We start from the raw sequence: 23,609 nt of genomic DNA, 5'->3' as shown, positions 1-23,609 counted from the left end.
CTGCTCCTTGGGTGAAACCTCGGTGGCGGAAGACCGAGGCTACTTCTTCATTTCGTCTTTGGCCATGCCGTCCTTCGACATCGAATCCTTCTTCATGCCGTCCTTTGACATGCCGTCCTTTGACATGCTGTCCTTCGCCATGGATTCTTTCTTCATACCGTCCTTGGCCATTGAATCTTTCTTCATTCCATCCTTGGACATGGCGTCCTTGTTCATGTCGTCGGCCGCGAATGCGGAAGCCGAGCCGATGGCCAGGAAGCCGGCGAGGAGCGTTGCGGTGAGCTTGTTCATTTCAGTGTCCTTGTATGAGTGAATTTCGAGCTTGTTAAGTTTTTCAAAGTCTCAGTGCGCGCGGTTCCGGAGAACAGCGCTGCACGCTTTCAGCAGCGCCGAGTCGAAGCCGACTCAGCTGCCGCCGAACCAGTTGTAGCCCTGGTCTTCCCAGTAGCCTCCGGGATAGGTGTTGGTCACAAAAATCGCCCGGATGTGCTTCGGGTTCTTGTAGCCAAGCTTGGTGGGCATGCGCAGCTTCATCGGAAAACCGTACTTCGGTGGAAGCGGCTGGCCGTCGTAGGTGAGCGTCAGCAGGGTCTGCGGATGCAATGCGGTCGGCATGTCGATGCTGGTGTAGTAGTCGTCGGCGCACTTGAAGCCGACATATCGGGCGCTGGTGTCCGCACCGATGCGATGCAGGAAATCCGCGAAACGGACGCCGCCCCATTTGCCGATCGCGCTCCAGCCTTCAACGCAGATGTGGCGCGTGACTTGGTCCTGCTGGGGCATTTCGCGCAGTTCGGGCAAGGTCCAGCTTCGCTTGTCAGCCACAAGGCCGGTGACTTCGAGCCTATAGCCGTCCTCCGCCACTTCGCGCACCTCGTCTTCGCCGTAGTAGGCGTTGAAGGGAAACGGCCGCGTGATCATCGATTCGGGATACGTCGGCGCCAGCCGGTTCGGATCGAACAGCCAACCTTGCGCCGCGTCGTTGAAACGTGAAATGCGGGTGAGCGCAGCCTCGACCGTCGAGTTGTCGCTGATGCTGCAGCCGCTCAGCAGCGAGAGTCCGCCGAGTGTCAACGAACGCTGCAGGAATGCGCGACGCGCAGGCTGCTCGATCCGCCGGCCGATGAGCTTGCGCGCCTCGGCCAGAGCCGCATCGGTGTCGATGTCGGCCAGAGTGGCCTGGGGGGTGCGCTTGAAGAAGTTCATGCGGCCTCCTTGCTGTGGCTGCCCAGCATCGTGAGCAGCGTTCGCGGGACCAGCGCGACCATCACGAGATGGACGGCGACGAAGGCAACCAGCGCGGCCATCGCGCAGAAGTGAATGCGGCGGGCGAACTCGTAGCCGCCGAGCAGTTCACGCAGACCCGCAAACTGCACTGACTTCCATAGCACCAAGCCGGAAACCACCAGCACGGCAATGTCGACCATCACGAACAGATACGCCAGGCGCTGCACGTTGTTGTAGCGCCGCGGGTCCGCGTGCGACAGCTTGCCGCGCAAGGCCGCAAGCGCATCTCGCCAGACGCCGGCCGGCGACAGCGGGAAGAACTTGCGCCAGAGCCGGCCGCTCGCCACGTTGAGCACCAGATAGGTCAGGCCGTTGATCGCCAGCAGCCACATCGCGGCAAAGTGCCACTGCAGCGCGCCGCCGAGCCAACCGCCCAGGGTGATCGAAGGAGGAAACTCGAATCCGAAAAGTGGTGATGCGTCGTAGATGCGCCAGCCGCTCGTGACCAGCACCAGCACGGCCAGGGCATTGAGCCAGTGCGTGATGCGCATCCACAGCGGGTGGATGGGTGCCTTGCCAGATGAAGCGGATGGAGTGGACTCGCTTTGCATGGGGCAGATTCTTGGGCGGACCCCATGGCCGATTCATCACGGAGAGTTCAATTAATCGTGATAAATGCGCCGCCGATATCGCCGCACAATCCGTTTTCATGGACTCAGCCAAACGCGTTCTGATCGTCGAGGACGATGCGCACATCGCCGAACTGATGGGCATGCATCTTCAGGACGAGGGCTACGCCATCACGCATGCCGCCGATGGCGATGCCGGCTTGCGCGAACTGGAGCGCGGAAGCTGGGACGCGTTGATCCTCGATCTGATGCTGCCGGGCGTGGACGGGCTGGAAATCTGCCGCAGGGCGCGGGCCATGACGCGCTATACCCCGATCATCATCACGAGTGCGCGGTCCAGCGAGGTGCATCGCATCCTGGGCCTCGAACTCGGCGCTGACGACTACCTGGCCAAGCCGTTCTCGGTGCTGGAACTGGTGGCGCGGGTCAGGGCCTTGCTGCGGCGCACCGACGCCCTGGCGCGCAATGCGCGAATGGAGGCAGGACGGCTGGACATCGGCAACCTCGGCATCGATCCGGTCGCCCGGGAAGTGCAGGTCGATGGCAAGCCTGTCGAACTCACGCCGCGGGAGTTCGATCTGCTGCACTTCTTTGCGCGCCATCCGGGCAAGGTGTTCTCGCGGCTCGACCTGCTCAACCATGTCTGGGGTTACCAGCACGACGGGTATGAGCACACAGTCAACACGCACATCAATCGCCTGCGCATGAAGATCGAGGCTGACCCGTCGCAGCCGCGCTGCATCCTCACCGTCTGGGGGCGCGGCTACAAGCTGGCGCCGCAGGAGGCCGGACCATGAGCCTGCATGCAAGCTTGTCGCGCCGCATCTCGGTGGTCTTTGCCGTGCTGCTGCTGGCGTGCTGCAGTGCCTCGATCTGGCTGCAGATGCATGCGAGCAGCCGCTACGAGCAGGAGGTGACGCAGCGGCTTTCGCTCGGCCTGGCTGCGCACATTGCCGAGAACTCGACGTTGATGGAGCGCGACGGGCCCAACCCTGCGGCGGTGAGCGACCTTTTCGACAAGCTGATGGCCGTGAATCCCAGCGTCGAGCTTTACCTGCTGGGGCTCGATGGCCGCATCCAAGGGCAGGCGGCCCCGCCCGGACATCTGAAGCGCGACCGCGTCGATATGGCGCCGATACGGCGGTTGCTCGACGGCGCGCCATTGCCGGTCCTGGGTGACGATCCGCGCGGCAATGGCACGCGCAAGGTATTCAGCGCCGCGCCGTTGCGGGTGGGCGGGCAGGAGGTCGGCTATGTCTACGTGGTCCTGTCGGGCGAAGAGCGTGACGCGCTGCTGGCGGACGCTGTGGCGAGCAATGTATTGCGCACGACACTGTGGTCCGTGGCGCTGGTCGCCCTGCTGGGCCTGATTGCAGGATTGGTGGCTTTTCGGCTCATCACCCGGCCCTTGCGCGAGTTGACCGGTGCGGTGCGCAAGTTCGAGAACGATGGCGTGGCGGCGCTCCAGGATGTGGAACCGGCGTTCGAGCGCGTCGGCCGCGGAGGAGACGAGATCGCCACGCTTGCCCAGGCCTTCGCGCAGATGACGCGGCGAATCGCCGAGCAATGGCGCGAACTCACGCAGCAGGACCAGCAGCGGCGCGAGCTGTTCGCCAACATCTCGCACGACCTGCGCACGCCGCTGACGTCACTGCACGGCTACCTCGAGACGCTGTTGATCAAGGCCGACACGCTCGACACGGCGGAAAGGCGCCGTTACCTCGAAATCGCGCTGGCACAGAGTCGCAAGGTCACCCGGCTTTCGCAGGAGCTCTTCGAACTGGCGCGACTGGAATATGGCGTGGTCAAACTCGAGAAGGAGCAATTCGCGCTCGCTGACCTTGTGCAGGACGTGTTCCAGAAGTTCGAGCTGGCCGCCGAGGCGCGGCATCAACGGCTGGTGGCCGACATTGCACCGGACCTGCCCGGCGTGTCGGCAGACCTCGGCATGATCGAACGCGTGCTGACCAACCTGCTGGACAACGCCATCCGCCACACACCCGCTGGCGGCGAGATCATGGTGCAGTTGCGCCAGGACAAGGCCGGCGTGCAGGTCGAGATCAGCGACACCGGGCCGGGTATTCCGAGCGAGCTTCGCACCGCCATCTTCACGCGGCCGATGTTCTCGTCGGCGGGAGGCCGAAGCGGTGGGCTGGGGCTGGTGATCGTGAAGCGCATCCTCCAGCTGCATGGCAGTGACATCCGCTTGCTGCCGCGTGTCGACAAAGGGGCCGTGTTTTCTTTTCTGCTGAGCACCTGAGAGCCGCATTTCAGACGAAAAAAAGCCCCGGGGCTCACGCCTCGGGGCTTTTTGGACTGGCTGGAAGCCGGGCCGGGATTACATCCCCATGCCGCCCATGCCACCCATGCCGCCCATGTCTGGCATGCCGCCGCCAGCGCCGGCTTCTTCCTTCGGTGCGTCGGCGACCATGGCTTCGGTCGTCAGCAGCAGCGAGGAAACCGAAGCGGCGTTTTGCAGTGCGGTGCGGGTCACCTTGGTCGGGTCCAGGATGCCCAGTTGGAGCATGTCGCCGTAGGTGTCGTTGGCGGCGTTGAAGCCGTAGTTGCCCTTGCCGGCCAACACAGCGTTCACGACCACGCTGGCTTCGCCGCCGGCGTTGTTGACGATCTCGCGCAGAGGCGCTTCGATGGCCTTGAGCACCAGCTTGATACCGGCGTCCTGATCAGCGTTGTCGCCCTTGAGCTTGTCGCCCACGGCTTGCTTGGCGCGCAGCAGGGCCACGCCACCACCGGCAACCACGCCTTCTTCCACTGCAGCGCGGGTGGCGTGCAGGGCGTCTTCGACGCGAGCCTTCTTTTCCTTCATTTCGACTTCGGTGGCAGCGCCAACCTTGATCACTGCCACGCCGCCGGCCAGCTTGGCCACGCGCTCTTGCAGCTTTTCGCGGTCGTAGTCGCTGGTCGCTTCTTCGATCTGCACGCGGACTTGCTTCACGCGGGCTTCGATGTCGGCAGCGGCGCCCGAACCGTCGATGATGATGGTGTTTTCCTTGCCCACTTCGATGCGCTTGGCTTGGCCGAGGTCAGCCAGCGTCACCTTCTCGAGGGTCAGGCCGACTTCTTCAGCGATGACCTTGCCGCCCGTCAGGATGGCGATGTCTTCGAGCATGGCCTTGCGGCGGTCGCCGAAGCCAGGTGCCTTGACGGCCACGACCTTCAGGATGCCGCGGATCGTGTTCACGACCAGCGTCGCCAGGGCTTCGCCTTCGACTTCTTCGGCAATGATCAGCAGCGGACGGCCGGCCTTTGCCACTTGCTCCAACGTGGGCAGCAGGTCGCGGATGTTGCTGATCTTCTTGTCGAACAGCAGCACGAACGGGTTTTCCAGAATCGCGCTTTGCTTTTCGGGGTTGTTGATGAAGTAGGGCGACAGGTAACCGCGGTCGAACTGCATGCCTTCGACGACGTCGAGTTCGCTGTCGAGCGACTTGCCGTCTTCAACGGTGATCACGCCTTCCTTGCCAACCTTGTCCATTGCGTCAGCGATGAGCTTGCCGATGGTTTCGTCGCTGTTGGCCGAGATCGAGCCGACTTGCGCGATTTCCTTCGAGGTCGTGGTGGCCTTGGAAGCCTTCTTCAGCTCGGCGACCAGGGCGGTCACTGCCTTGTCGATGCCGCGCTTCAGGTCCATCGGGTTCATGCCGGCAGCCACCAGCTTGAAACCTTCGCGAACGATGGCTTGTGCCAGCACGGTCGCGGTGGTGGTGCCGTCACCGGCGTTGTCCGAAGTCTTGGAGGCCACTTCCTTCACGAGCTGGGCGCCCATGTTCTGGAGCTTGTCCTTGAGTTCGATTTCCTTGGCGACGGACACGCCGTCCTTGGTCACGGTGGGGGCGCCGAAGGAGCGCTCGAGGACCACGTTGCGGCCCTTGGGACCCAGGGTGACCTTGACTGCGTTGGCGAGGATGTTCACACCTTCGACCATGCGCGCGCGGGCTTCGCCGCCGAAGACTACGTCTTTTGCTGCCATGAGTTTTCTCCGAGATTCAGTTGGATGAGAGGGATGAAGGGTGAGAAATTACTTCTCGACGACTGCGAACAGGTCGTCTTCCTTCATGACCAGCAGTTCGTCGCCATCGACCTTGACGGTCTGGCCGCTGTACTTGCCGAAGAGGACGCGGTCGCCAACCTTGACGCTCATCGCCCCGAGGTCGCCCTTGTCGTTCTTCTTGCCAGGACCGACCGCCAGGACTTCACCCTGATCGGGCTTTTCCGCGGCGTTGTCGGGGATCACGATGCCCGAGGCGGTCTTGGTTTCGCTTTCAATGCGCTTGACGATCACGCGATCGTGCAAAGGACGAAGTTTCATTGCATCTCCTGATAAGAAACGGGGGTTTGGTCCGAAGCCGGCATGGTGCCGGCTCCGCATCGCGAAGTGCGGTGCTGTTAGCACTCAACTTCGACGAGTGCTAATCATAAGGGTGTTTTGCCCGGTTTCAAGAGCGCGCGCGTTGAAGAGCAGATGTCGATTCTCAATCAGTCCTGAACTTTTCTCTCTCAGTTCTGAACACGTGCGCACATGGCCTCCCGCGGTAGGGGACTCTTGCGGTGCCTGCTAGGGGAAATACCTAGCTAGCCACTCAGCCCTGGAGGCCCTGGGCTTCGACGAACAGGCGCCTTTCGGGCCAGAGGAGGTCCGGTGTATGGAACGTGGACATGCCGCGCGATTTGGCGAAGAGCGTGGCCGCGGCGGAGAGGCTAGCGCGGCATGTCCCCTTTGTTGGGGAGTATTGAGGTCTGTCGCGGTTAATCAACATCCGTCGGAAAATTCCATCCAATCGCTGGTCGGTTACAACTGCCGAAACCTCAAATCCCCGGGGTGCGGACAGCAGCATGGTCGGTCAGTGCGGTCAAGAAGGGGCGACGATCACCATCATGTCGCTGGTGCGATTGGGAGAGCGGTCAAGCAAGCGCTCTCCCTGCCGAATTGGTTGAGAGTCGGAGCAGAACTTGCGGAAGCTTGTGAAGTTTGGACGTGGCGGCGCGTTCAACAGAGCGGTCAAGCGCAGGCCGCTCCAATTGTGAAAATCAGCCGCTGTCGTAGGAAGCATGTAGCTGCTCACGCCGCACGCCAACTCCATGTCGTCCAGCGTCGACTGACTACTTATTCACTTTCTCGAGAGCTGTGCGCTTGCCGAGCGCGAACTGCGACCAAGCGCTGAAGCTGCTGTTCGTTGGCGCGCGGCTTTCCCAAAGATAAATGGTAGCGCCGCTCATGCCCACAAGCGTTCCGTAGAAAGCCCCAGACAAGCCAAGCTCGGCCCTTTGGGCAGCAAAACGAGTGGCGCTGAAGCGACGAGGCGTCTCGGCATCGTCGACGGCGGTGATCATCGAAGCGGTCTTCGCCTGAGGGCTAACTGGTTGAGCTGCTTGTGCCGCCCGGCTACTTGGCGCGTCAAGTCGGCGATCTCGCTGGGATACTGCGAGCTTGTTTGTTGAGGCTGTCCATTTCTGCTTGCGCGCAACGCGAGAGATCTCAGACTTCAAGACGGAACCGATGTTGCTCATGCCGCGCATTTGGCCCTGAGGAACTGCGAGTCGCCCCTGAATGGATGTCCGAGTAAGACTGATTGCAGCCGATCGATCTGTGTCAACTCAAAGACCGCTTCACACCCGACTACAGACACAGACGAAGTCCCGCTAGTTCGGCTCCAGACTGAGAACAGTCTTTGACGTCCGATGTTCGAACGACCGGTAGTCCTGAGACCGGGCATCTGCGACGCTAGCATTGCCGTCGTCAACCGCTTGCGGCGAAGTGGAGCCGGTGCACCCGGATAGTTTCGTGCCGCGCAACCGCGGCATCCTGGCAACGGCAACCCTAGACGCTCGGCAAAGTTCCGCCGCTGCAAATGATCGTTAACGACTTTGCACCCCTCGTTATTGCAACATAGAGGTCTTTGGTACCGAGCGAGTCGGCGTCCAAAATCACCGCATGGTCGTACTCAAGCCCCTTGACCAGCAATGTCGTCCCAATGAGCTTCTGATGTCTGATCGGCCTGCCCGTGTGCCGCATTTCTTCTTGGTACAGGTTCGCCGCTTCAAGGAACGTCGCCCCTGCCCCGTCAATGTGCAACTTCAGGACGCTCATGAAGCGGTAGAGCAAATCACGCCGGTAGGCCGCAGTCTCAGGGTTATCCTTCAGCAGCAAGATAAAGGCTTTGAGGTTCTTGCTTGTCGGCGTTGTGAGGTACAGGTTCGCGGCCGCCAGCAAGTTGGGATATTTTGTGGCCTTCGTCTCCTTGGCAATGTTTCCAAGCTTGGTGCCAGCGGTCAGCGTCTTGTCGACGGCAGTGAAGCAGTCCTTGGCGAAATCCAAGACGTGCAGGAACCTAGCCTTCGTGTTCTTGGCGGAATCGAGCTTCTTGACGAACGAGAAGAGCGCCTTGCCTTCCACTTCCTCAATGGAAGAGAAACGGCCTCCCATGGTCCGAGCCAGGCGGTGGGTCTTGTTCTTGGACTCCTGATCCCCGCCATGCAAGGCAATGACGGAGGCGGTGTTGCCTAAGTGCTCACAGAGAAGAGCGTACTGCTTGTTGGGCAGGTACTGGGGATCGGTGTAGGCCCGTTTTACGCATGCAGGCAGGCCGTTGATAAGGTCGATCTTCTGACCCTGCTCCAAGCTCTTTCTCGCGGCCTTGAGCCATGCACCCAACAACGGCTGTCCCGCATTGTCCCAACGCCATGGCTTCTCCAACTGACCCAAGCAGGCGAAATGCGGATAGATGCTAGCGTCCCAATCCACGGGCTTGCCGTCGTCAAAGTCAAAAATGGCCTGCATGGGATCGCCCAGAATGCGGCTAGGCAGCACTTCGGCCAAGGCACACACAAGACCATGCTGCAGATCCGAGCAGTCTTGGTACTCGTCCACGTAAACGCCGGCGTAAGTGGCCTTGACGATACGGCGAACGAAGTCCTTTTTCAGCAGGGTTGAACATGCCTCATAGAGCGTCGCCCACTGCTTGCTCGTTGGGTTTTCAATCTTCCACCCAGAGTTCTTCGGGTATGCAAGGCAAAGACGAAGGGACCAACTGGCAATGGTGTCAATCTGGTACCGGGACGCAGGAACACCGAGGGTGCTCATCTTCGTCTTGATGGAATTGACCCCGGCGAACGTGTGCGTCAAGATCAACTGCCGGTGGGTTCCCGCCTTCACCGCCATGGCAATCAAGTGCGTCTTGCCGTAGCCAGCAGGAGCGATGACATACCCCTTGCCTGTGCATTCACCGAGCTTGATTGCCAGTTCCTCAGACATGCTCAGCCCATTCCCAGAGCTTGGAGAGCTTCACAGGAATGTCCTTCTTTGAAAAATCGGGATCGCCGAAAGAAGGACTGATAGCCTGAACCCACAAGTCGCCTCGGGTGATGTCCTTGAACCAGTCGCAACCCTTCGCCGCCTTCCCGATGGCAAGTCTCAGATCGGCACTTTCCGCCCACGTGCCAACGTCTTCACTGAGTTCCTTTTGATACTTGGAACGCACGTTGGCATAGACGGTCAAGCTGGGAACGGTTTGGGCAAGCTTCACACTGGCGATCACGCTTGCCCACGGCAAGTCCTGAAAGGCCCGTTCCTCCAATGAGAGCCTGTCGGTCCACACATGAACCGGAATGCCCTTGTCTCTCAACTCCGCTTCATGGGCAGGCGAGAACTGCTTCTCGGCGTCTCCGTCAGCAAGGACGCAGACCTCATAGCCAAGCAGCTTGAATGCCTCGGCCAATGCTTTAATCTTGCTCGCACCACCAGCGTTCAACAAGGACACCCCGTGGTATGAGAACGGATCATTGCCTTTTCCGACCTGGTAGTCGTCAAAGCCTCTCAAGAAGCCCACCTCAGTGGCCCCTTCGCAGACTACGACCTTCTTCGACAGAAAGGCTTCAGCGCTGGATCGAATCTTCCCCTGTGCCTCATGGGCCACCAAGCCTTCGCAGAAGGCGGGGATGACCCGCACAGTGCCTGCCTTGCTGTGGACAATGTAGAGCTCATTGACGGTGAGCTCACGAAGCACGGCAGGTGAATGGGTGGTCAAGAAATACTGACCCCGCTTGTCCTCCCGCACATGCTTCAAGAGCCGAGAAATGCGGTGAGGCTCGAGCCCGAACTCAACCTCGTCAAAGAGGGTCACATGGCCTTCTTCAAGACCCATTTTTTGAATGCCGCACAACAGCATTCGCCGTGACCCCAATCCCAACTGGCGAAGCGGAATGTCGCCGTCATGCAGAGCGAGTCCGCCGACCTTCAGGTTCACCGAACTCAAGTCCAAGTGGGCCTTGTAGGCTTCCACGACAGGCACACCTAAAATCTTGGCCACCTCCTGAGACTTCACGGCGGCAGCGTCAAAGTTCTTCAGGCTGTTGGGCCTGTCGGCGTCAAGCGAGGTGCGGGCCGTTCTTGAAGCATTGGCAAGCAACTCGTTCAGGCTCTGCGCTTCAGTGAGCTTTGCTAAGGCCGTGCCTGTCGCCCATGAAAGTTGTCTCTCGCTGTAGGCTCCGATCAGGCCCACGCTGACCTTGTTGCGATCAGCTTGCTTGAAGGGCACACCGTCAGGATTGCGATCACAGACCACCAGCCACTTGGGCTCCAAGTCCTTGCCGACAGTGAGGCGGATTGTCAGGACGGATTCAAGAGCGTCGTCGGCCTCGTCAACGAGCTTGCCGGTCTTGGCGTCCCAACCTCGCAGGTACTGGCCGTACATGTTGAGGGAGAGGAAGTCTTCAACGAGATCGCCTATGGACACCTCAATGACAATGGCGTTTTCTACCTTGCCCGTGTAGAAATCCGAGTCGCTGAGGGTCAGGTTCCACTGAGGATGGAACGCATACCTGATTGCCTCAAGGATCGTGGATTTGGACGAGTCGCCCTTCCCAATGAGACAAAAGATGTCCGCTGTCGGAAGGCTCCAGTCAAGGTCGTTGACTCCGCGAAAGTTCCTGATCGATATTTTTCTGATTCTCACGAAGCCCGCTCCCTAGTGTTGATTCGAACCGAAGAGGCCATGTGCCGACAAACTCAGCCGGCATGCACATAGCGCTCTTCCAGTTCCTCCAGATAAAACTCCACGTTGCTGCTGATCTTTTCCATGACGTTGGGCAGGTAAGAAACCATGTCGTCCATGGTCAGATCTTTGCCGTCGTAACCGTGGTAGCTGCTCAGATACTGAGAAATCTCCTGCCTCTCATGCTCGCTCAGGTTTTTCATGGGGTCGCCCGCCTGGTAGGCATGAAGATCGGACAAGTGAATGGCCTTGCAACCGAATTCGTAGGCAACCCGCTCCCAGCCACCCAAGAAGTGGGCGAAGGCCACCATGCTCCTATCGCTCAGCATGACCTTCTTGCCGTTTTACTGATATGACCACCTTGCCCCCTTCGTGACGGTCTTCTCCATGAGGGACACCGCAACGTCCGCTGCTGTCTCAGGACGCCAGAGGAAGGACAGGCGAAGCAAGATATCAAGCTCTTGACGCATGAGGCCAATGCACACGCCGTGGCAACCCTGTTCGTACAGCAGACCGAACGACTTTCTGTTCTCAAGACTTCTTGCCTTCGCACCAGCCAGGAACGCTTCAGCAATCTGCCGACTAGCCGACTAGCCGTCTTGCTTGTCATGGTGCGGAGCTGAACGGCCACGACCGCTCTCAATACATGAAGCCCCTTGGGGCTGGCGGCAGCCGGTGGTTTGGGCAAGGTGAATCATGTTGCGTAGCGAGCTATGCAGTTCCCACACATCCACTCGCCGTCGTCATAGATTCCACCCGTCATGTCCGTCTTCTGGTGGCACCAACCACACTCGGCAACGATCCCGCCATCGTCTTCCCAAGCAGGTTCGGCCTCCACGAAGCCCGGCTGATTTGAAGGCAGGAGCTTCAGATCTGGTGGGCTGGCGAACCGGCCGCAGTTGGAACACCACAGGCCGCCATGGTGTTCAATCGTGCTGGCCTTCTTGCAGTGCCGACATGCAACAAGATCAACCTGCAAAGCAGGCACCACAGCGACGGGCACGAGCTGAGCAATGCTCTCTATTCTGCGGCAGTGCATGCCGTTGTTCTGGAGGTGGGTCAGCAAGGGATCAAAGCCCTTGTCGCCGCTCAAAACGAAGCACTGGGTGTCGGGGGTCGTCTCAAACGTCCTGCCAAGCTCAAAGGCAATGTGGAAGTCCAAGGCGTTCTTGCCAGTGCCTGAAATCTTCAGGAAGTCCACCCGACTGAACCTATGGGCCGTGGCTGGCTTCTTGGAAGCCTTGGGCGGGTTCTGGTTGGCACCGACGAAGATGATGGCCCGGTAGCTCTCGTCCAGCACAGAGAGATCTACCTTGTGCTTGTTCTCAAGGTCAACGAGAAGCAGTTTCTTGCTCATGTCGCCTCACATGAAGTTGAGCATGAGCCGACCCACCGAGTTGGTCAGGTCACGAGCAAAGAGGGCGAGCCAACGCTGCGAATCGTCTCCGAAGTGCGACTCCGAGAACCCGTTCCTTGAGTTCGCAATCGCGTTGGTCAAGGTGGGCATGGCATTGACGATCTCCACCGGGAACGGCCCTTGGGCCTGGAGCTTGCGACTAATATCGTCCTTGACCACCTTGCACAGCGGCATGAGGTCAGTCAGGCCCACCTGGTCAGGCACATGCTTGCGCACGTAGGTCTTGTAGAGCCCTTCAAGACACGTGTAGCTCAGGGTCGTCGCCCGGTTGTAGTGGTGGGCGTCAGTCGCATTGTCGATGTCGGTCAAGCTGTGGTTGAGCTTTTCCGAGTTCCACAGGTCGACCGGCACAACCGTGGTGGGCACGGCACGGCCACCGCCGAAAACGATGTCCCTGATCGTGTCCGCTTGGGCCCTGTCATGGGGCTCAATGTGATCCACGAACACCCGGTACAAGGCAAAGCGCTGCGGCTCTGGCTGAGCTTGTATGAGATCCCAGTAGAAGTCCTTCCGGGAGTTGGACTTGCCTTGGCTCGTGCGCAAAGGCAGAAGTTGCTGGTAGCTGGGCGAGCCCGGATCTACCTGCTGAACCATGCGGCAGAACGTCGACCCACTTACATAGAGCGCCTTGTTCTCACTGTTCAGGGCCGCGAACAGATAGTTGTAGGCGGCGATCCAGTTGACCGGCGACACTACGCAACGCTCTCAAGCGAGCCTTGAGCAACAGGGATCGGCTCAATGAACTTCGCCAACTCTTCTTGCTGGGTGAGCAGGAACGGGGCGTCTTTGACCTTGTCGTAGAGCTTCAGAAGCCGCTGTTCCGCCCTGTTCAAAATCGTGCCGTAGAGCAGCGGCTGAATCTTGACCTTGTCGTTGTCTTCGGTCCGAGTGCCACCTTCACCGCTTTCAATCTGGTCGCCAAGGACGAAGCCGTCAATGCGGGTGTCAGGCTGAATGTGGCCCCGCTTCTTCAACTCCTTCACGTATTTCCAAATCTGTTCCTTCTCCTTGGAGCCGAGGGAAAGCTTGGTGGTCTTCAGATCAACTATGACGAGGTGCTGCACGCCAGCTTCTTGGTGATCCTCGTTGTACGAAGGCAAGGAGTAGAAGCCGGTGCTGCCGTCGCCGCGAATGACGAAGTCAGGGCGGTTGAGCGAAGCCTTCTCGGCCTTCCCGTCAAAGAGTTCGCGGATGACCGTCGTCATGCCCTTGTTGGACGTGAAGTGAATGGACTCAAACTTATCGCCGAACATCCAGAGGCCCTTGGCAAAAAGCGGCTGGAGTTCCTTCACCTCGTCAATGCACGCGATTTGAACCTTGATTCGCAGTTCGTTGATGACCTTCAAGCGGCCCTGAATCTCGTCCAGTACGACCTTCGCCATGCCAATGGTCCACTGGCTCAGCACTTCATGCAGGGCGTCCAAGTCATGCGATTCTTGGTTGTGTAGGATTTCGAGCAAGCCGTACTGGGACTTGCTCCTCTCAAGCTTTGCCAAGATGGAGGTCAGTTGCACGATCTCCTGCTCACCGAAGTTCGGGCAGGTATCCACGACCTCATTGACGAAGCCCGTGACTCGATCCTTGCTCAGCAGAGGCAACGAGTTGACCGACTGCCCCACCTTCTGAAGGACCGCACTTCGCTTGTCCTCACGCTCTGCGGCACTGGTGTTGTCAATGATCTCTCGAATCTTGTCCTGAACGATTGGCCTGGTGGTGTCCCATGCGACGTTCTTCTCGATGAAGCCCGACCAGTCTTCCTTGACGGCGTTTTCCTTGTTTAGAAAGTCAGCCTGGACGATGAAGGTGAAGCGCTTGGCCTTCTCGGTTCTGCCGTCAAGAATGCGCTCAACGTCGGCACCTCGCCACTTGCACTCACCCACCGCACGGTTCGTGACCCACCAAGCTATGCCGTGCTGCTTGGTAGTTTTGTCGGCCTTGCCGGTGTCAATGTGATAGATCTTGGCCGTTCCGTAGCCGGGCACTTCAACGTCCACGATTGAGAGGGACGACTTGCTGATGTCGGCAAACGAAATGGGAGTGCCGTTCAGGCTGACCTTGAAGGAGGGGTTGGCAAGGAACCGACCACCAAGGAGCTCTCTAGCCTGTTCAACCGTGAGGTTGGTCTGACGGATTTCGCCTTCGCCTGTGATCGTCGTGCCATGCCCTTCAACACCTTTCTCAACGATCTCCACGAGTTCAGTTATGAGGGGCTTGTTGGCCGTGCGGCTGACCTTGTAGACGATCTTCTGGCCGTCTTTGACCGAGGTGACGACGTAGTTCTTGGTGAGGCAGAAGCTGGCAAAACGGCCCTTGCCGTTCTTCCCGAAGACGAAGCGTGGAAGACCCTCCACTCCTGGTGGCGGTGCAGCCGTGGGTCCGGTCTTGGCGATTCGGTCATAGGACATGGCACGCCAGATGTAGTCGAACTCGGCCTTGGTCATGCCCTTGCCGTTGTCCGAAATGGAAAACTGCTTGTTCCGCTTCGGATCGGGCCAGCTTATGTCGACCTTCGTCGCATAAGCGTCCCAGCAGTTGGCAACGAGCTCAACAATGGCCGTGCTGGGGTTGGTGATGATGGAACCAGCCCAGCTTTCAAGAAACCGATCTTCATAAAAAATGTTTTCCTGTTGCACAGACCGCCCCTCCATTTTTGATGCAATGAAATCCATCTGACGCCCACGCCATCGCAAAGCTGAAGGCGGCTATGGCCAAAGGCTGGGGTTCAATCACGAGCTGATCTACTTGTTGCGAGAGGCATTCTCTCCGAACTTGAGCGCATCTTGCCCCCCAACATGTTTAGGAGCGTATGCACGCCAAAAGCAGCAAAGCTGCTTCCCGGTCATTCGCGCGAGTGGGCCGGTCCCTAGAAGAAAGCTGCCGCTGGCAACTCGGGGTCGAAAGACGGCTTACGCTGCGGACCGGCCGGACGGCAAACGATGTTGACAGGCCGTACCGGGCCCAAGGACTAAACCGCTGCCGCGGTAGCCCGCCCGCAAGACCGCGGAGTCAATCAGTCGTCGCGTCCCTGTCAATGTGCAGAGCGAGGCAATTCCGCCTCGTCCTCTGACAGGAGCACGATCATGACCGCATCCACCCAAGCCATCTCGCCCTTGCGCCAACGCATGCTCGATGACATGCGTCTGCGCAAGCTCCGACCCAAGACCCAGACTGGGTACATTCGTGCCGTGCGGTACCTGGCCGCCTTTCTTCAGCGTTCACCGGACACCGCAACTGCCGAGGACCTGCGGCGATTCCAGCTGCACATGGTTGATCGCGGCGTCTCGGCCATCACGATCAACGCGACCATCACGGCCCTGCGGTTCTTCTTCGACGTCACGCTCGGGCGCGATGACGCAATGGCCAAGATGAGCTATGTGCGCGTTCCGCAGAAGCTGCCGGTGGTACTCAGCCACGACGAAGCGGTGCGCCTCATCGCGGCCGCATCCAACCTCAAGTACCAGACTGCGCTTTCCATCGCCTATGGCACCGGACTGCGCGTCGGCGAGATCGTCGCATTGAAGGTCGATGACATCGACAGCCAGCGCATGACGCTGCGCGTCGAGCAGGGCAAGGGCCAGAAGGACCGCTATGCGATGCTCTCGCCCGTCCTGCTGGAGCTGCTGCGCGCCTGGTGGCGCCTGGCCCACTCACAGGGGAAGATGTTGCCTCACGGCTGGTTGTTCCCAGGCATGAATCCGCTGAATCCGCTGACTGCGCGTCAGCTCAACCGTGCCATTGCCGCCGCCACAGTCGCCGCCGGCATCAACAAGCGTGTGTCGATGCACACGTTGCGCCACAGCTTCGCCACCCACCTGCTGGAGCAGAAGGTGGACATCCGTGTGATCCAGGTCATGCTGGGTCACAAGAAGTTGGACACCACATCCGTCTATACCCACGTAGGCACCCGGATGCTGCGCGAGGTGGTCAGCCCGCTGGAGGCGCATTGCGCCTGAGCGTGCGTCCATGGCGCACAGCGCCCTGGAAGTCGCCGACATCTTCCGCACCCACGGTCCCGACTGGCGCAAGGCGCAGCGCGGCCACCTGAGCCTCGGCCAGCTCAAGGTCATGTCGGCCATTGAACAGTGCCGCAGCGCGGCGCTGGGAGGCCACGTGTTGCGTTGCGAAGGTTGCGGGCAAGATCAGATTGCCTATAACTCTTGTCGCAGTCGGCACTGTCCGAAGTGCCAGGCCAGCGCTGCACAACGCTGGCTCGAGGCGCGTAGGGCCGATCTGCTTCCGGTGGACTACTACCACGTCGTCTTCACCTTACCGGCGCCAATCAGCGCCATCGCGTACTGCAACAAGGCCGCGATCTACGCGCTGCTATTCGACATCGCCGCAGAGACCCTGATGACCATCGCAGCCGATCCGAAGCATCTTGGCGCCCACATCGGGGCCACGCTGGTGCTGCACACGTGGGGATCCGCCTTGACGCATCACCCGCACGTCCACGGCATCGTTGCGGGCGGCGGCATATCGCCCGATGGCGGGCGCTGGATTGCCTGCAGGCCAGGCTTCTTCCTGCCCGTGCGCGTGCTGTCGCGCCTATTCCGGCGGCGCTTCCTTGAAGAGCTCTAGGCTGTGCATCGGGCCGGTCGCTTGGAGTTCTTCGGCGACTATGCCGCGCTCGCCGATACGCGGGCGTTCGCCGACTGGCTTGCACCGCTGCGTCAATGCGAATGGGTGGTCTACGCCAAGCGCCCGTTCGCGGGCCCCGAGGCCGTGCTGGCCTATCTGTCGCGCTACACCCATAGGGTGGCTATCTCCAACAGCCGGTTGATCTGCCTGGATGAGCGCGGTGTCACGTTCCGCTGGAAGGACTACCGGGCCAAGGGCCTTACACGCTTGAAGACGGTGACGCTTGGGGCCGACGAGTTCATGCGCCGCTTCCTGCTGCACGTGTTGCCCAGCGGATTCCATCGCCTCCGCCACTATGGGCTGCTGGCCAATGGAGCACGTACCGCCAGTCTGGCGCTGGCTCGCGCCTTGCTGCATCAAGAGGCTGAGGTGGTTCCCGATGTCGAAGGCGACTCAAGCGCTGCCTCGGCGGCCTTCTCCTGCCCGCACTGCGGCCATCCCATGGTGGTCCTGGCGATCTTCGTGCGGGGCCATCCCATCCCGCTACAGGCTCGACCGCCATGACGACAGGACTGAGTCGAGCTGTCCACGCTGCTCTCGGGTTTCATCTGCCAGTGCCGATGGGGCGCAGTCTTGCCTGTGACCTGAAAAGTTCTTTGGGGCAGCCACTGCGCCCTGTGCACAACGGGGCCGTTGGGTGCAATCAGTTCGCGCTTGCAAGCACGACCGGCCCGTCCTTGAGCTCACTCTCCAGGTTCATCGCGTGGACCGAAGCCCAAATCGCCATAGCTCCACGCCTTCGCGAGCGCCTTCGTTGAGTTCCGCGGTTTCCTCCCTGGAGGCCAGTCCAACACCTGCCCGCAGGCTGTAGGGTCGCACCATGTGCGCGCCGCAAGGCAGGTGTCGGACAACCCTTAACCGAAGCGGAAGTAGCCAAGTTCTGAAAGCAGTCGTTCAGACCGTCAGGTTCAGCCGCTAAGCCGCTCGCATCGTCCATGTCAGTTCTCGGTAACCAGTGGTTCAAGGAGCACATGGCGCTTTCGCAATGCAATGGCAACTGCGTCGGTCCGTCCTCCAGGCTTGCTTTGGCGAGGTTCGGTTGCGACAGCGGCCGGTGGTGGCTTGACATGACACGCTTGGCAGTCGCCGTGGTCGTCGATCTCATTGCCACAGACGACATGAACGAAACGCAGCTGATTCGGCCCGGCAAGGCGAGCGCCCCAGGACAGCAAGGCATAAAGAGCAGGCCAAAGATCGCGGCCTAATGAAGTTAACTCGTATAGATGTCGCGCGGCGTGTTCGGGATCCGGGTTGCGCGAGAGGATGCGATTGTCGACTAAGGTTTCTAAGCGCTCGACAAGCACTGCACGGGGGATGTCAAGGTGGTCGCGGAAATGGTTGAACCGCCGGACTCCGTAAAACGCATCGCGGAGGATCAGAAGCGTCCAGCGCTCGCCGATTAGTTCCAGCGCACGCGCCAGAGTGCAGTTCTGTGCGTCATAAGTAGTTGCCATACCCCAAGTCTACTGAAGTTCAAAAAGCAGACCTGTTCGTGATAAGCTTCATGAGGTTCACTAACCGAACCTCAAAAAACAACCATGAACATCATTTCCAAGGCCCTAGACAGACATGAGGGCGTAGAAAAAATTCGCTCAGCGGTGCGTGTGCAGACTTTTGTTAACTCCGAGAATCGGAGTGTTCTCCGATGAGTAAGCAAGAACGTGCGGGCAATCTCGGAGGGCTCGAGGTGATGTTCATGGCGTTAGCTGCTGCGCTTGGAACATCAAGCATTTACGTGCTGCAGCCGTCAATCGCAGATGTAGCAGGCTCGATGCACACAGAAGTTGCAGTTATAGGAGTTGCACTCGCCGGTGGGCCGATCGGCTATTTGGTGGGATTGTTGGCGCTTGTCCCTCTAGTCGACCGCTTTTCACCTCGCAAGGTTCTTGGAATCCAGTTTGCGTTGCTTGGGCTCGCCCTCGCGCTGAGCGCAACCGTCACGAGTGCGGCCATCCTGACCTTGTTAATGGGGGTCACCGGTGCGTGTTCAGTTGTAGGCGCGGGAATGAGTTCCCTGACAAGCAGATTGACTCTCCCGCACCGTCGCGCAACCAATCTTGGTATCGTCACCGCAGGAATCTCAGCCGGAATTTTGTCGGGTCGAATCGCTGGTGGCTGGCTTGCCGATCAGATGGGCTGGCGAGAAATGCTTTTCGTCTTCGCCGCAGCCTGCGGGGTCTTTGCAGTCTGTTGCCGCTTAGTACTTCCAGCCGTACGAGGACGCGTTACGCACGGGTATTTAGCTGGGTTGTTATCCATCCCGAGTCTGTTCGCGAAACATGCCATTCTCCGGTTGGCAGCATTGCGTGGCGCCTTATGGTTCTTCGGCTTCTGCGCAGTCTGGGCTGGCCTGGCAGTTGCACTTTCCCAACCGCCGTTTTCCTACTCCGCGGAGCGGATCGGAATGTATGCCTTGGCTGGCCTGTCTGGCATCGCCGCGACGCGCGTTGCTGGAGTGTGGACCGACCGGGTCGGCGCTCGAAAAGTCATTCTTTTCGGTCTGGCACTTGCAGGCTGCTCTGTGCTGATTGGCGGGCTTGTACTGCATAACACGGTCGCCACTTTGGTGTGCCTTGCAATCTTCGACGCAGGGCTATTCGCTGCTCAGGTCGCGAATCAGAGCACTGTGCTTGCACTCAACCCTTCAGCACCCGCTCGATTCAACAGCGCTTACATGATGGCTTATTTTATAGGCGGAACTCTTGGGACAATGTTCGGTGCCGCGGCGGTCGGATGGGTCGGCTGGGGAGCGAGCTGCGCGATCATCGCAGCGCTGATCGCAGTCGCCGCTGCGATCACCTTGGGTGCCAGGGAAACAGTCCAAGAGTCTTGATAGCTTCCATGCCTGCATTGTGCTCAACGGCTGCCGGGCGGTTGGGGGATGTCGCGGAGGTCGGCTTTTGGCCGGGACTGCCTGTTCGCCAAACTCGCCTGAAGCGGTCGTTGGCCAAGGGCGATCGCGCCGAAGCTCAGCTTTTAGGCACGGCCGCGAATTGGTGCTCGCTGGCCAAGACCGGACGTACAAGGCCGGGTCAGAATTCAAACCAGAACGACCGTACGAACATGGACGCAGCAAACTTCGTCAAGAACTGGAGTGACCTCAGAGCAGAGCTGCTTGGGGCGTTCATGGGTGACCACGGACATGCAGAAGTGGCCAAGAGGGTCGAGGCCATGGGCCTGACCGCTGCACAGATGACCCAGCTTCGCGTCGTCCTCGACGGAGCTCTGCGGGACACGATGTACACCCTACTACTCGGGTTGGACGGCGCTGCAAGCATCGGTCGAGACCAGCAGACCTTCAGAATTCACGACGAGGACGGCACGTCCTCTCCACCGGCGGCCAGCTTGAAGAAGAGGCTTGGAAGGTCTTCCACGGCGCCGCATGAGTGATGGATTCCCGGCAGACTTCAGCACACGCCAGAAGCGGACCATCGAGCACGCCGCCCAGTTGTGCGCGGCGAACTTGATGGTGTACCTAAGGCGCCATCGCCTTGGCTTCCCGCAACCAGTGTTCGCTAGACCATGAATCTTTCCATTGAACCCTTGCACGCGTGCCATTTTTCAGCTCTTCGCGAAGCGCTGGATTCGGTCGCACGCGAGAAAAGGTTTCTTGCGTTCACAGAGGCGCCACGTCTTGAAGAGGCGTACGCGTTCTACGCATCCGTCCTCTCGAATCAAGAATGCATGCGAATCGCGATGTTGGACGGCGTCGTCGTGGGTTGGTGCGACATCTTGCGCGGTCGTGGTCAGGCTCGCGCACACGTTGGAAGCTTGGGGATAGGCGTCGTCGCAGGGGCACGGGGCCAAGGTGTTGGCTCAGCTCTTTTATGCGCGGCGATAGACGTGGCCTGGGCGTTCGGTCTGACACGCATCGAGCTAGCTGTACGTGAGGACAACCCACGCGCTAAGGCTCTTTACGGGCGGCATGGCTTCCTAGCCGAGGGATTGCTTCGCCGGGCCTTTATGGTGGACGGGGTGTATTACGACGCAACAGCCATGGCTCTTCTGCGAGACCACTAGTATCGGAAGGCTGAAGTCGGCCAACCCCGATGACCAAGCCAAACTCGCCGCGCGCTGTGCGATGAAGGGGATGCCTATGGCGTGCGCTTGGGCCAAGCCGGCGTGAAAGTGCCGGGGGAGACGTTCCGACGGCATGATCCACGAATTCATGCGCTGGCCCCTTGGTGCGGCCGTTCGTACGGCCCTCGAAGCCACACCCGCGACCTGAAGCGGCTGCCGGGCCAGTTGAGGTGCGCCTCAGGCGCATGGCAGGCTGGCAGTGAGATGGCTTCCGAACGCCTTGAGCGTCATATATATACGATGTATATTTGAATCCATGACGCTCATCACCGCACACGTTTTCATCGCCACCAGTCTCGACGGCTTCATCGCGAGAGCAGATGGTGACATTGCATGGCTGTTGCAGCGCGACGACCCGCGGGAGGACCACGGCTATCCAGCGTTCATCGCCGACAAGGACGTCATCGTTATGGGTCGAGGAAGCTATGAAAAAGCAATCGCGTCCGACCCGTGGCCCTACGTGCTACCCGTGGTCGTTCTTTCCAAGCAGCTGGCGGGCAAGCCCGTTCCGCACTCATTGACAGGCAAAGTTCGGTTCTCCGACCGTGCGCCCAGGGACGAAATGGAGGCCCTTTCCGAACAAAACGTGCGCCGGGTGTACGTTGATGGAGGCCAAGTGGTGCAGTCCTTCCTTCGCGATGGGCTGATTGCCGACATGGTGATCACAACTGTTCCCGTCTTGATCGGTTCCGGCAGGCCTCTGTTTGGCGCACTCTCGCAAGACATCAATCTGAAATTGGTGTCCTGTCGCAATTTCCCTTCTGGTTTGGTCCAATCCACCTATCGGCTGGCGGCATGACTCGCCCGCGCGGGCGGCCCTCCTCGGGACAAGGAGTCACTCAAGAGGCCATCCTGGCTGCCGCTTTGGCGTTGCTCGAGGAAGGCGCTGGCCAGGCCCTGACCCTGCGCGCGTTGGCTACTCGACTGGGAGTGACCCCGATGAGTCTCTACCACCACGTTGGGGACTACGCAGGCTTGCTTCGGGCAGTGTCGGATCGAGTCTATGCGGAAGCTCTGGCAGGAGTGAGCAAGTCGGAAGATCCCACTTCGGAGATCCGGGACCTACTTAGTCGCTACTACGGAGTCGTAGGCCGCCACCCCCAGTTGACGCTCGCGCTCTTTGCCACGCCCGAAGCCCTTACAGGAACGACCCGCCGAATCACCAACCGCTTAACGAGCCTGCTCACCGCAGTCACGCCCGACCCAGTCATGTGGCGCGATATTCTGATCGACCATGCACATGGCAGCGGCCTCGCCCTTTGTTCAGCCAGAGGTGAGCTGACCCATACTGAAGCGCTTCAAGACCGTTATCACTTGGCTCTCGATTGCCTGCTGCGTCAACTTCCCGCGCGATCGCGCTGATGCACGGACACTTGCCAGTGTTGTGCTACACACACTGCCGGCTCCATCCACCAGCACGGCCGTCGGTCGGGCGAGAACCGAGCTTCAACTGAGCGCTTTCGGTAACATAACCATAATCCGCAGCATGAAACTTGTTTTTGTTCATGGCCCGGTGGCCTCTGGAAAGCTGACCATCGCGAACGAACTCGGGCGCATGACTGGCTACGCCGTCTTCCACAACCACTTAGTGGTCGATGCTGTGGCAGCGGTATTCCCTTTCGGCACTGAGCAGTTCGTGAGGCTGCGCGAGAGTATGTGGCTCGACGTGATACGCGAGGCAGCAATGGCTAAGCGTTCTCTCATCTTCACCTTTGCACCAGAGCCGACAGTCATCCAAGGCTTCGACAGGCGAGTCGTTGAAAGCGTGAGGGCCGCTGGCGGCAGCACCCATTTTGTTCAGCTGACCGTTCCTGTGGCGGTACAAGAAGAACGTCTGACAGCGCCGAGCCGGGCGCTTTTTGGAAAGCTTCAGTCGGTGGACCTTCTGCGTGAATTGCGCACGCAATTTGAGGCGTCCGAGCGGGCGATGCCGAGAGGGGAGCTAGTCATTGATACATCCGCTCTCGCGCCTGCAGAGGCCGCGCGCGCGATTGCCGAAACCTTGTGTCTGACACTCCTGATGGCGCCTCACTAGCCGCGGCTGCTCTGAGACAACGAAGCGTCGGCTCGCTCGCGGGCCAGAACCTGCAATCCCGACCGAGCTGCGATAAGAGGGGACAGGCGATGTGACAAGCTGGCCCCCGTGTTGCATCACGGCGCTCGCAAGTCCTTTCGACTTTTACTCCAGCCGAGTCCGTTCATGCCGCGCCTCTGAGCGCATGTCTGCACGACTTGCGGCTCCTTCGGGAGTCGCAAGAACGCCCGATGAGGCTGCTTCCGAGTAGGGATCGCCTGATGCGGTTGCGATGGCATCGCGTTGCACATCCCGGCGGCTTCGCAGAGAGGGCCGTACCGATTGGTTGCCTGAGTAAGCGGCCTCCCCAAAAATCGGTGCGCGCGCGGCGCCAAGCGCCTCTTGCGTGACCACATCACGGCTGCGCACGGAGGCGACAGTTTGGTATGCGTCCGGTAATCCCATCTTGAATCCGAGCGTCGCGACGTGAAGGATCGTGTCCACTTAAAGATAGGTGGACATGATGACAAGCGACAAACTCGCTTCAGGACCCAGATCGAGACGGCGCTACAGCGCGGAGCTGCAGGCGCAGG

The 23,609-nt window shown here is 59.9% G+C and carries 22 protein-coding genes and 1 pseudogene; 10 read left to right on the top strand and 13 right to left on the bottom strand.

What is annotated here, in order from left to right:
• Positions 1-39 precede the first annotated feature (39 nt).
• The 3 genes from AC1DSF_RS25860 to AC1DSF_RS25850 form a co-directional block, all read right to left on the bottom strand.
• Positions 40-291 (bottom strand): pentapeptide MXKDX repeat protein, encoded by a 252-nt coding sequence (locus AC1DSF_RS25860; RefSeq protein WP_478125372.1) that lies wholly within the window; start codon positions 289-291, stop codon positions 40-42.
• A 114-nt stretch (positions 292-405) separates the two neighbouring features.
• On the bottom strand, positions 406-1,206 hold the full coding sequence (locus tag AC1DSF_RS25855) for a molybdopterin-binding protein (protein WP_478125373.1): 801 nt from the start codon (positions 1,204-1,206) through the stop codon (positions 406-408).
• The gene (locus AC1DSF_RS25850; RefSeq protein ID WP_478125374.1) at positions 1,203-1,838 is read right to left on the bottom strand and encodes a cytochrome b/b6 domain-containing protein; all 636 of its coding nucleotides are present in this window, start codon (positions 1,836-1,838) and stop codon (positions 1,203-1,205) included. Before AC1DSF_RS25850 ends, AC1DSF_RS25855 begins: the two co-directional genes overlap by 4 nt.
• A gap of 98 nt (positions 1,839-1,936) precedes the next feature.
• Here AC1DSF_RS25850 and AC1DSF_RS25845 point away from each other — a divergent pair, with 98 nt between their 5' ends.
• Positions 1,937-2,653: a response regulator transcription factor gene (locus AC1DSF_RS25845; protein ID WP_478125375.1), complete on the top strand. Its 717-nt coding sequence runs from the start codon at positions 1,937-1,939 to the stop codon at positions 2,651-2,653.
• Positions 2,650-4,116 (top strand): sensor histidine kinase, encoded by a 1,467-nt coding sequence (locus AC1DSF_RS25840; RefSeq protein ID WP_478125376.1) that lies wholly within the window; start codon positions 2,650-2,652, stop codon positions 4,114-4,116. The genes AC1DSF_RS25845 and AC1DSF_RS25840 overlap by 4 nt, the downstream gene beginning before the upstream one ends.
• 78 nt (positions 4,117-4,194) lie before the next feature.
• Here AC1DSF_RS25840 and groL read toward each other — a convergent pair whose 3' ends face one another.
• From groL to AC1DSF_RS25795, 9 genes are all read right to left on the bottom strand, one after another.
• Positions 4,195-5,847 carry a chaperonin GroEL gene (gene groL / locus AC1DSF_RS25835; protein ID WP_478183689.1) on the bottom strand — a complete coding sequence of 551 codons (1,653 nt, stop codon included), beginning with the start codon at positions 5,845-5,847 and terminating at the stop codon, positions 4,195-4,197.
• A gap of 48 nt (positions 5,848-5,895) precedes the next feature.
• Positions 5,896-6,186 (bottom strand): co-chaperone GroES, encoded by a 291-nt coding sequence (gene groES, locus AC1DSF_RS25830; RefSeq protein ID WP_340341724.1) that lies wholly within the window; start codon positions 6,184-6,186, stop codon positions 5,896-5,898.
• Between the two features lie 791 nt (positions 6,187-6,977).
• Positions 6,978-7,208: a helix-turn-helix domain-containing protein gene (locus AC1DSF_RS25825; RefSeq protein WP_478125378.1), complete on the bottom strand. Its 231-nt coding sequence runs from the start codon at positions 7,206-7,208 to the stop codon at positions 6,978-6,980.
• 487 nt (positions 7,209-7,695) lie between these two features.
• Complete coding sequence (locus AC1DSF_RS25820; RefSeq protein ID WP_478125379.1) at positions 7,696-9,129, bottom strand: UvrD-helicase domain-containing protein; 1,434 nt, start codon at positions 9,127-9,129, stop codon at positions 7,696-7,698.
• Positions 9,122-10,828 (bottom strand): ATP-dependent nuclease, encoded by a 1,707-nt coding sequence (locus AC1DSF_RS25815; protein WP_478125380.1) that lies wholly within the window; start codon positions 10,826-10,828, stop codon positions 9,122-9,124. Before AC1DSF_RS25815 ends, AC1DSF_RS25820 begins: the two co-directional genes overlap by 8 nt.
• A gap of 53 nt (positions 10,829-10,881) precedes the next feature.
• Positions 10,882-11,178: a hypothetical protein gene (locus AC1DSF_RS25810; RefSeq protein ID WP_478125381.1), complete on the bottom strand. Its 297-nt coding sequence runs from the start codon at positions 11,176-11,178 to the stop codon at positions 10,882-10,884.
• A 383-nt stretch (positions 11,179-11,561) separates the two neighbouring features.
• Positions 11,562-12,224, bottom strand: coding sequence for a PIN domain-containing protein (locus AC1DSF_RS25805; protein WP_478125382.1), 663 nt, complete (start codon positions 12,222-12,224; stop codon positions 11,562-11,564).
• A 6-nt stretch (positions 12,225-12,230) separates the two neighbouring features.
• Positions 12,231-12,977: a hypothetical protein gene (locus AC1DSF_RS25800; protein WP_478125383.1), complete on the bottom strand. Its 747-nt coding sequence runs from the start codon at positions 12,975-12,977 to the stop codon at positions 12,231-12,233.
• On the bottom strand, positions 12,977-14,953 hold the full coding sequence (locus tag AC1DSF_RS25795) for an ATP-binding protein (protein WP_478183688.1): 1,977 nt from the start codon (positions 14,951-14,953) through the stop codon (positions 12,977-12,979). Before AC1DSF_RS25795 ends, AC1DSF_RS25800 begins: the two co-directional genes overlap by 1 nt.
• Before the next feature lie 411 nt (positions 14,954-15,364).
• Here AC1DSF_RS25795 and AC1DSF_RS25790 point away from each other — a divergent pair, with 411 nt between their 5' ends.
• Together AC1DSF_RS25790 and AC1DSF_RS25785 are read left to right on the top strand one after the other, a co-directional pair.
• Positions 15,365-16,237 carry a tyrosine-type recombinase/integrase gene (locus AC1DSF_RS25790; RefSeq protein ID WP_478125385.1) on the top strand — a complete coding sequence of 291 codons (873 nt, stop codon included), beginning with the start codon at positions 15,365-15,367 and terminating at the stop codon, positions 16,235-16,237.
• 10 nt (positions 16,238-16,247) lie between these two features.
• A pseudogene (locus AC1DSF_RS25785) lies at positions 16,248-17,426 on the top strand (IS91 family transposase).
• A 434-nt stretch (positions 17,427-17,860) separates the two neighbouring features.
• On the opposite strand, the gene AC1DSF_RS25780 reads toward AC1DSF_RS25785, so the two are convergent.
• The gene (locus tag AC1DSF_RS25780) at positions 17,861-18,376 is read right to left on the bottom strand and encodes a winged helix-turn-helix transcriptional regulator (protein WP_478125386.1); all 516 of its coding nucleotides are present in this window, start codon (positions 18,374-18,376) and stop codon (positions 17,861-17,863) included.
• Positions 18,377-18,567: 191 nt separating this feature from the next.
• Here AC1DSF_RS25780 and AC1DSF_RS25775 point away from each other — a divergent pair, with 191 nt between their 5' ends.
• The 6 genes from AC1DSF_RS25775 (at position 18,568) to AC1DSF_RS25750 (ending at position 23,037) form a co-directional block, all read left to right on the top strand.
• The gene (locus AC1DSF_RS25775) at positions 18,568-19,755 is read left to right on the top strand and encodes an MFS transporter (protein WP_478125387.1); all 1,188 of its coding nucleotides are present in this window, start codon (positions 18,568-18,570) and stop codon (positions 19,753-19,755) included.
• Positions 19,756-19,985: 230 nt separating this feature from the next.
• The gene (locus AC1DSF_RS25770) at positions 19,986-20,312 is read left to right on the top strand and encodes a hypothetical protein (RefSeq protein ID WP_478125388.1); all 327 of its coding nucleotides are present in this window, start codon (positions 19,986-19,988) and stop codon (positions 20,310-20,312) included.
• 132 nt (positions 20,313-20,444) lie between these two features.
• Positions 20,445-20,942 (top strand): N-acetyltransferase family protein, encoded by a 498-nt coding sequence (locus AC1DSF_RS25765; protein ID WP_478125389.1) that lies wholly within the window; start codon positions 20,445-20,447, stop codon positions 20,940-20,942.
• Positions 20,943-21,258: 316 nt separating this feature from the next.
• Positions 21,259-21,801 carry a dihydrofolate reductase family protein gene (locus tag AC1DSF_RS25760; RefSeq protein ID WP_478125390.1) on the top strand — a complete coding sequence of 181 codons (543 nt, stop codon included), beginning with the start codon at positions 21,259-21,261 and terminating at the stop codon, positions 21,799-21,801.
• Positions 21,798-22,364, top strand: coding sequence for a TetR/AcrR family transcriptional regulator (locus AC1DSF_RS25755; RefSeq protein ID WP_478145278.1), 567 nt, complete (start codon positions 21,798-21,800; stop codon positions 22,362-22,364). The genes AC1DSF_RS25760 and AC1DSF_RS25755 overlap by 4 nt, the downstream gene beginning before the upstream one ends.
• Positions 22,365-22,488: 124 nt before the next feature.
• Positions 22,489-23,037 (top strand): P-loop nucleotide/nucleoside kinase family protein, encoded by a 549-nt coding sequence (locus tag AC1DSF_RS25750; RefSeq protein ID WP_478125392.1) that lies wholly within the window; start codon positions 22,489-22,491, stop codon positions 23,035-23,037.
• Positions 23,038-23,609: the final 572 nt, after the last annotated feature.

It is taken from the genome of Variovorax sp. 01N429 (genome assembly GCF_056399425.1).
The sequence above is the reverse complement of the archived record's forward strand: the minus strand, read 5'-3'. Positions and strand labels throughout refer to the sequence as shown.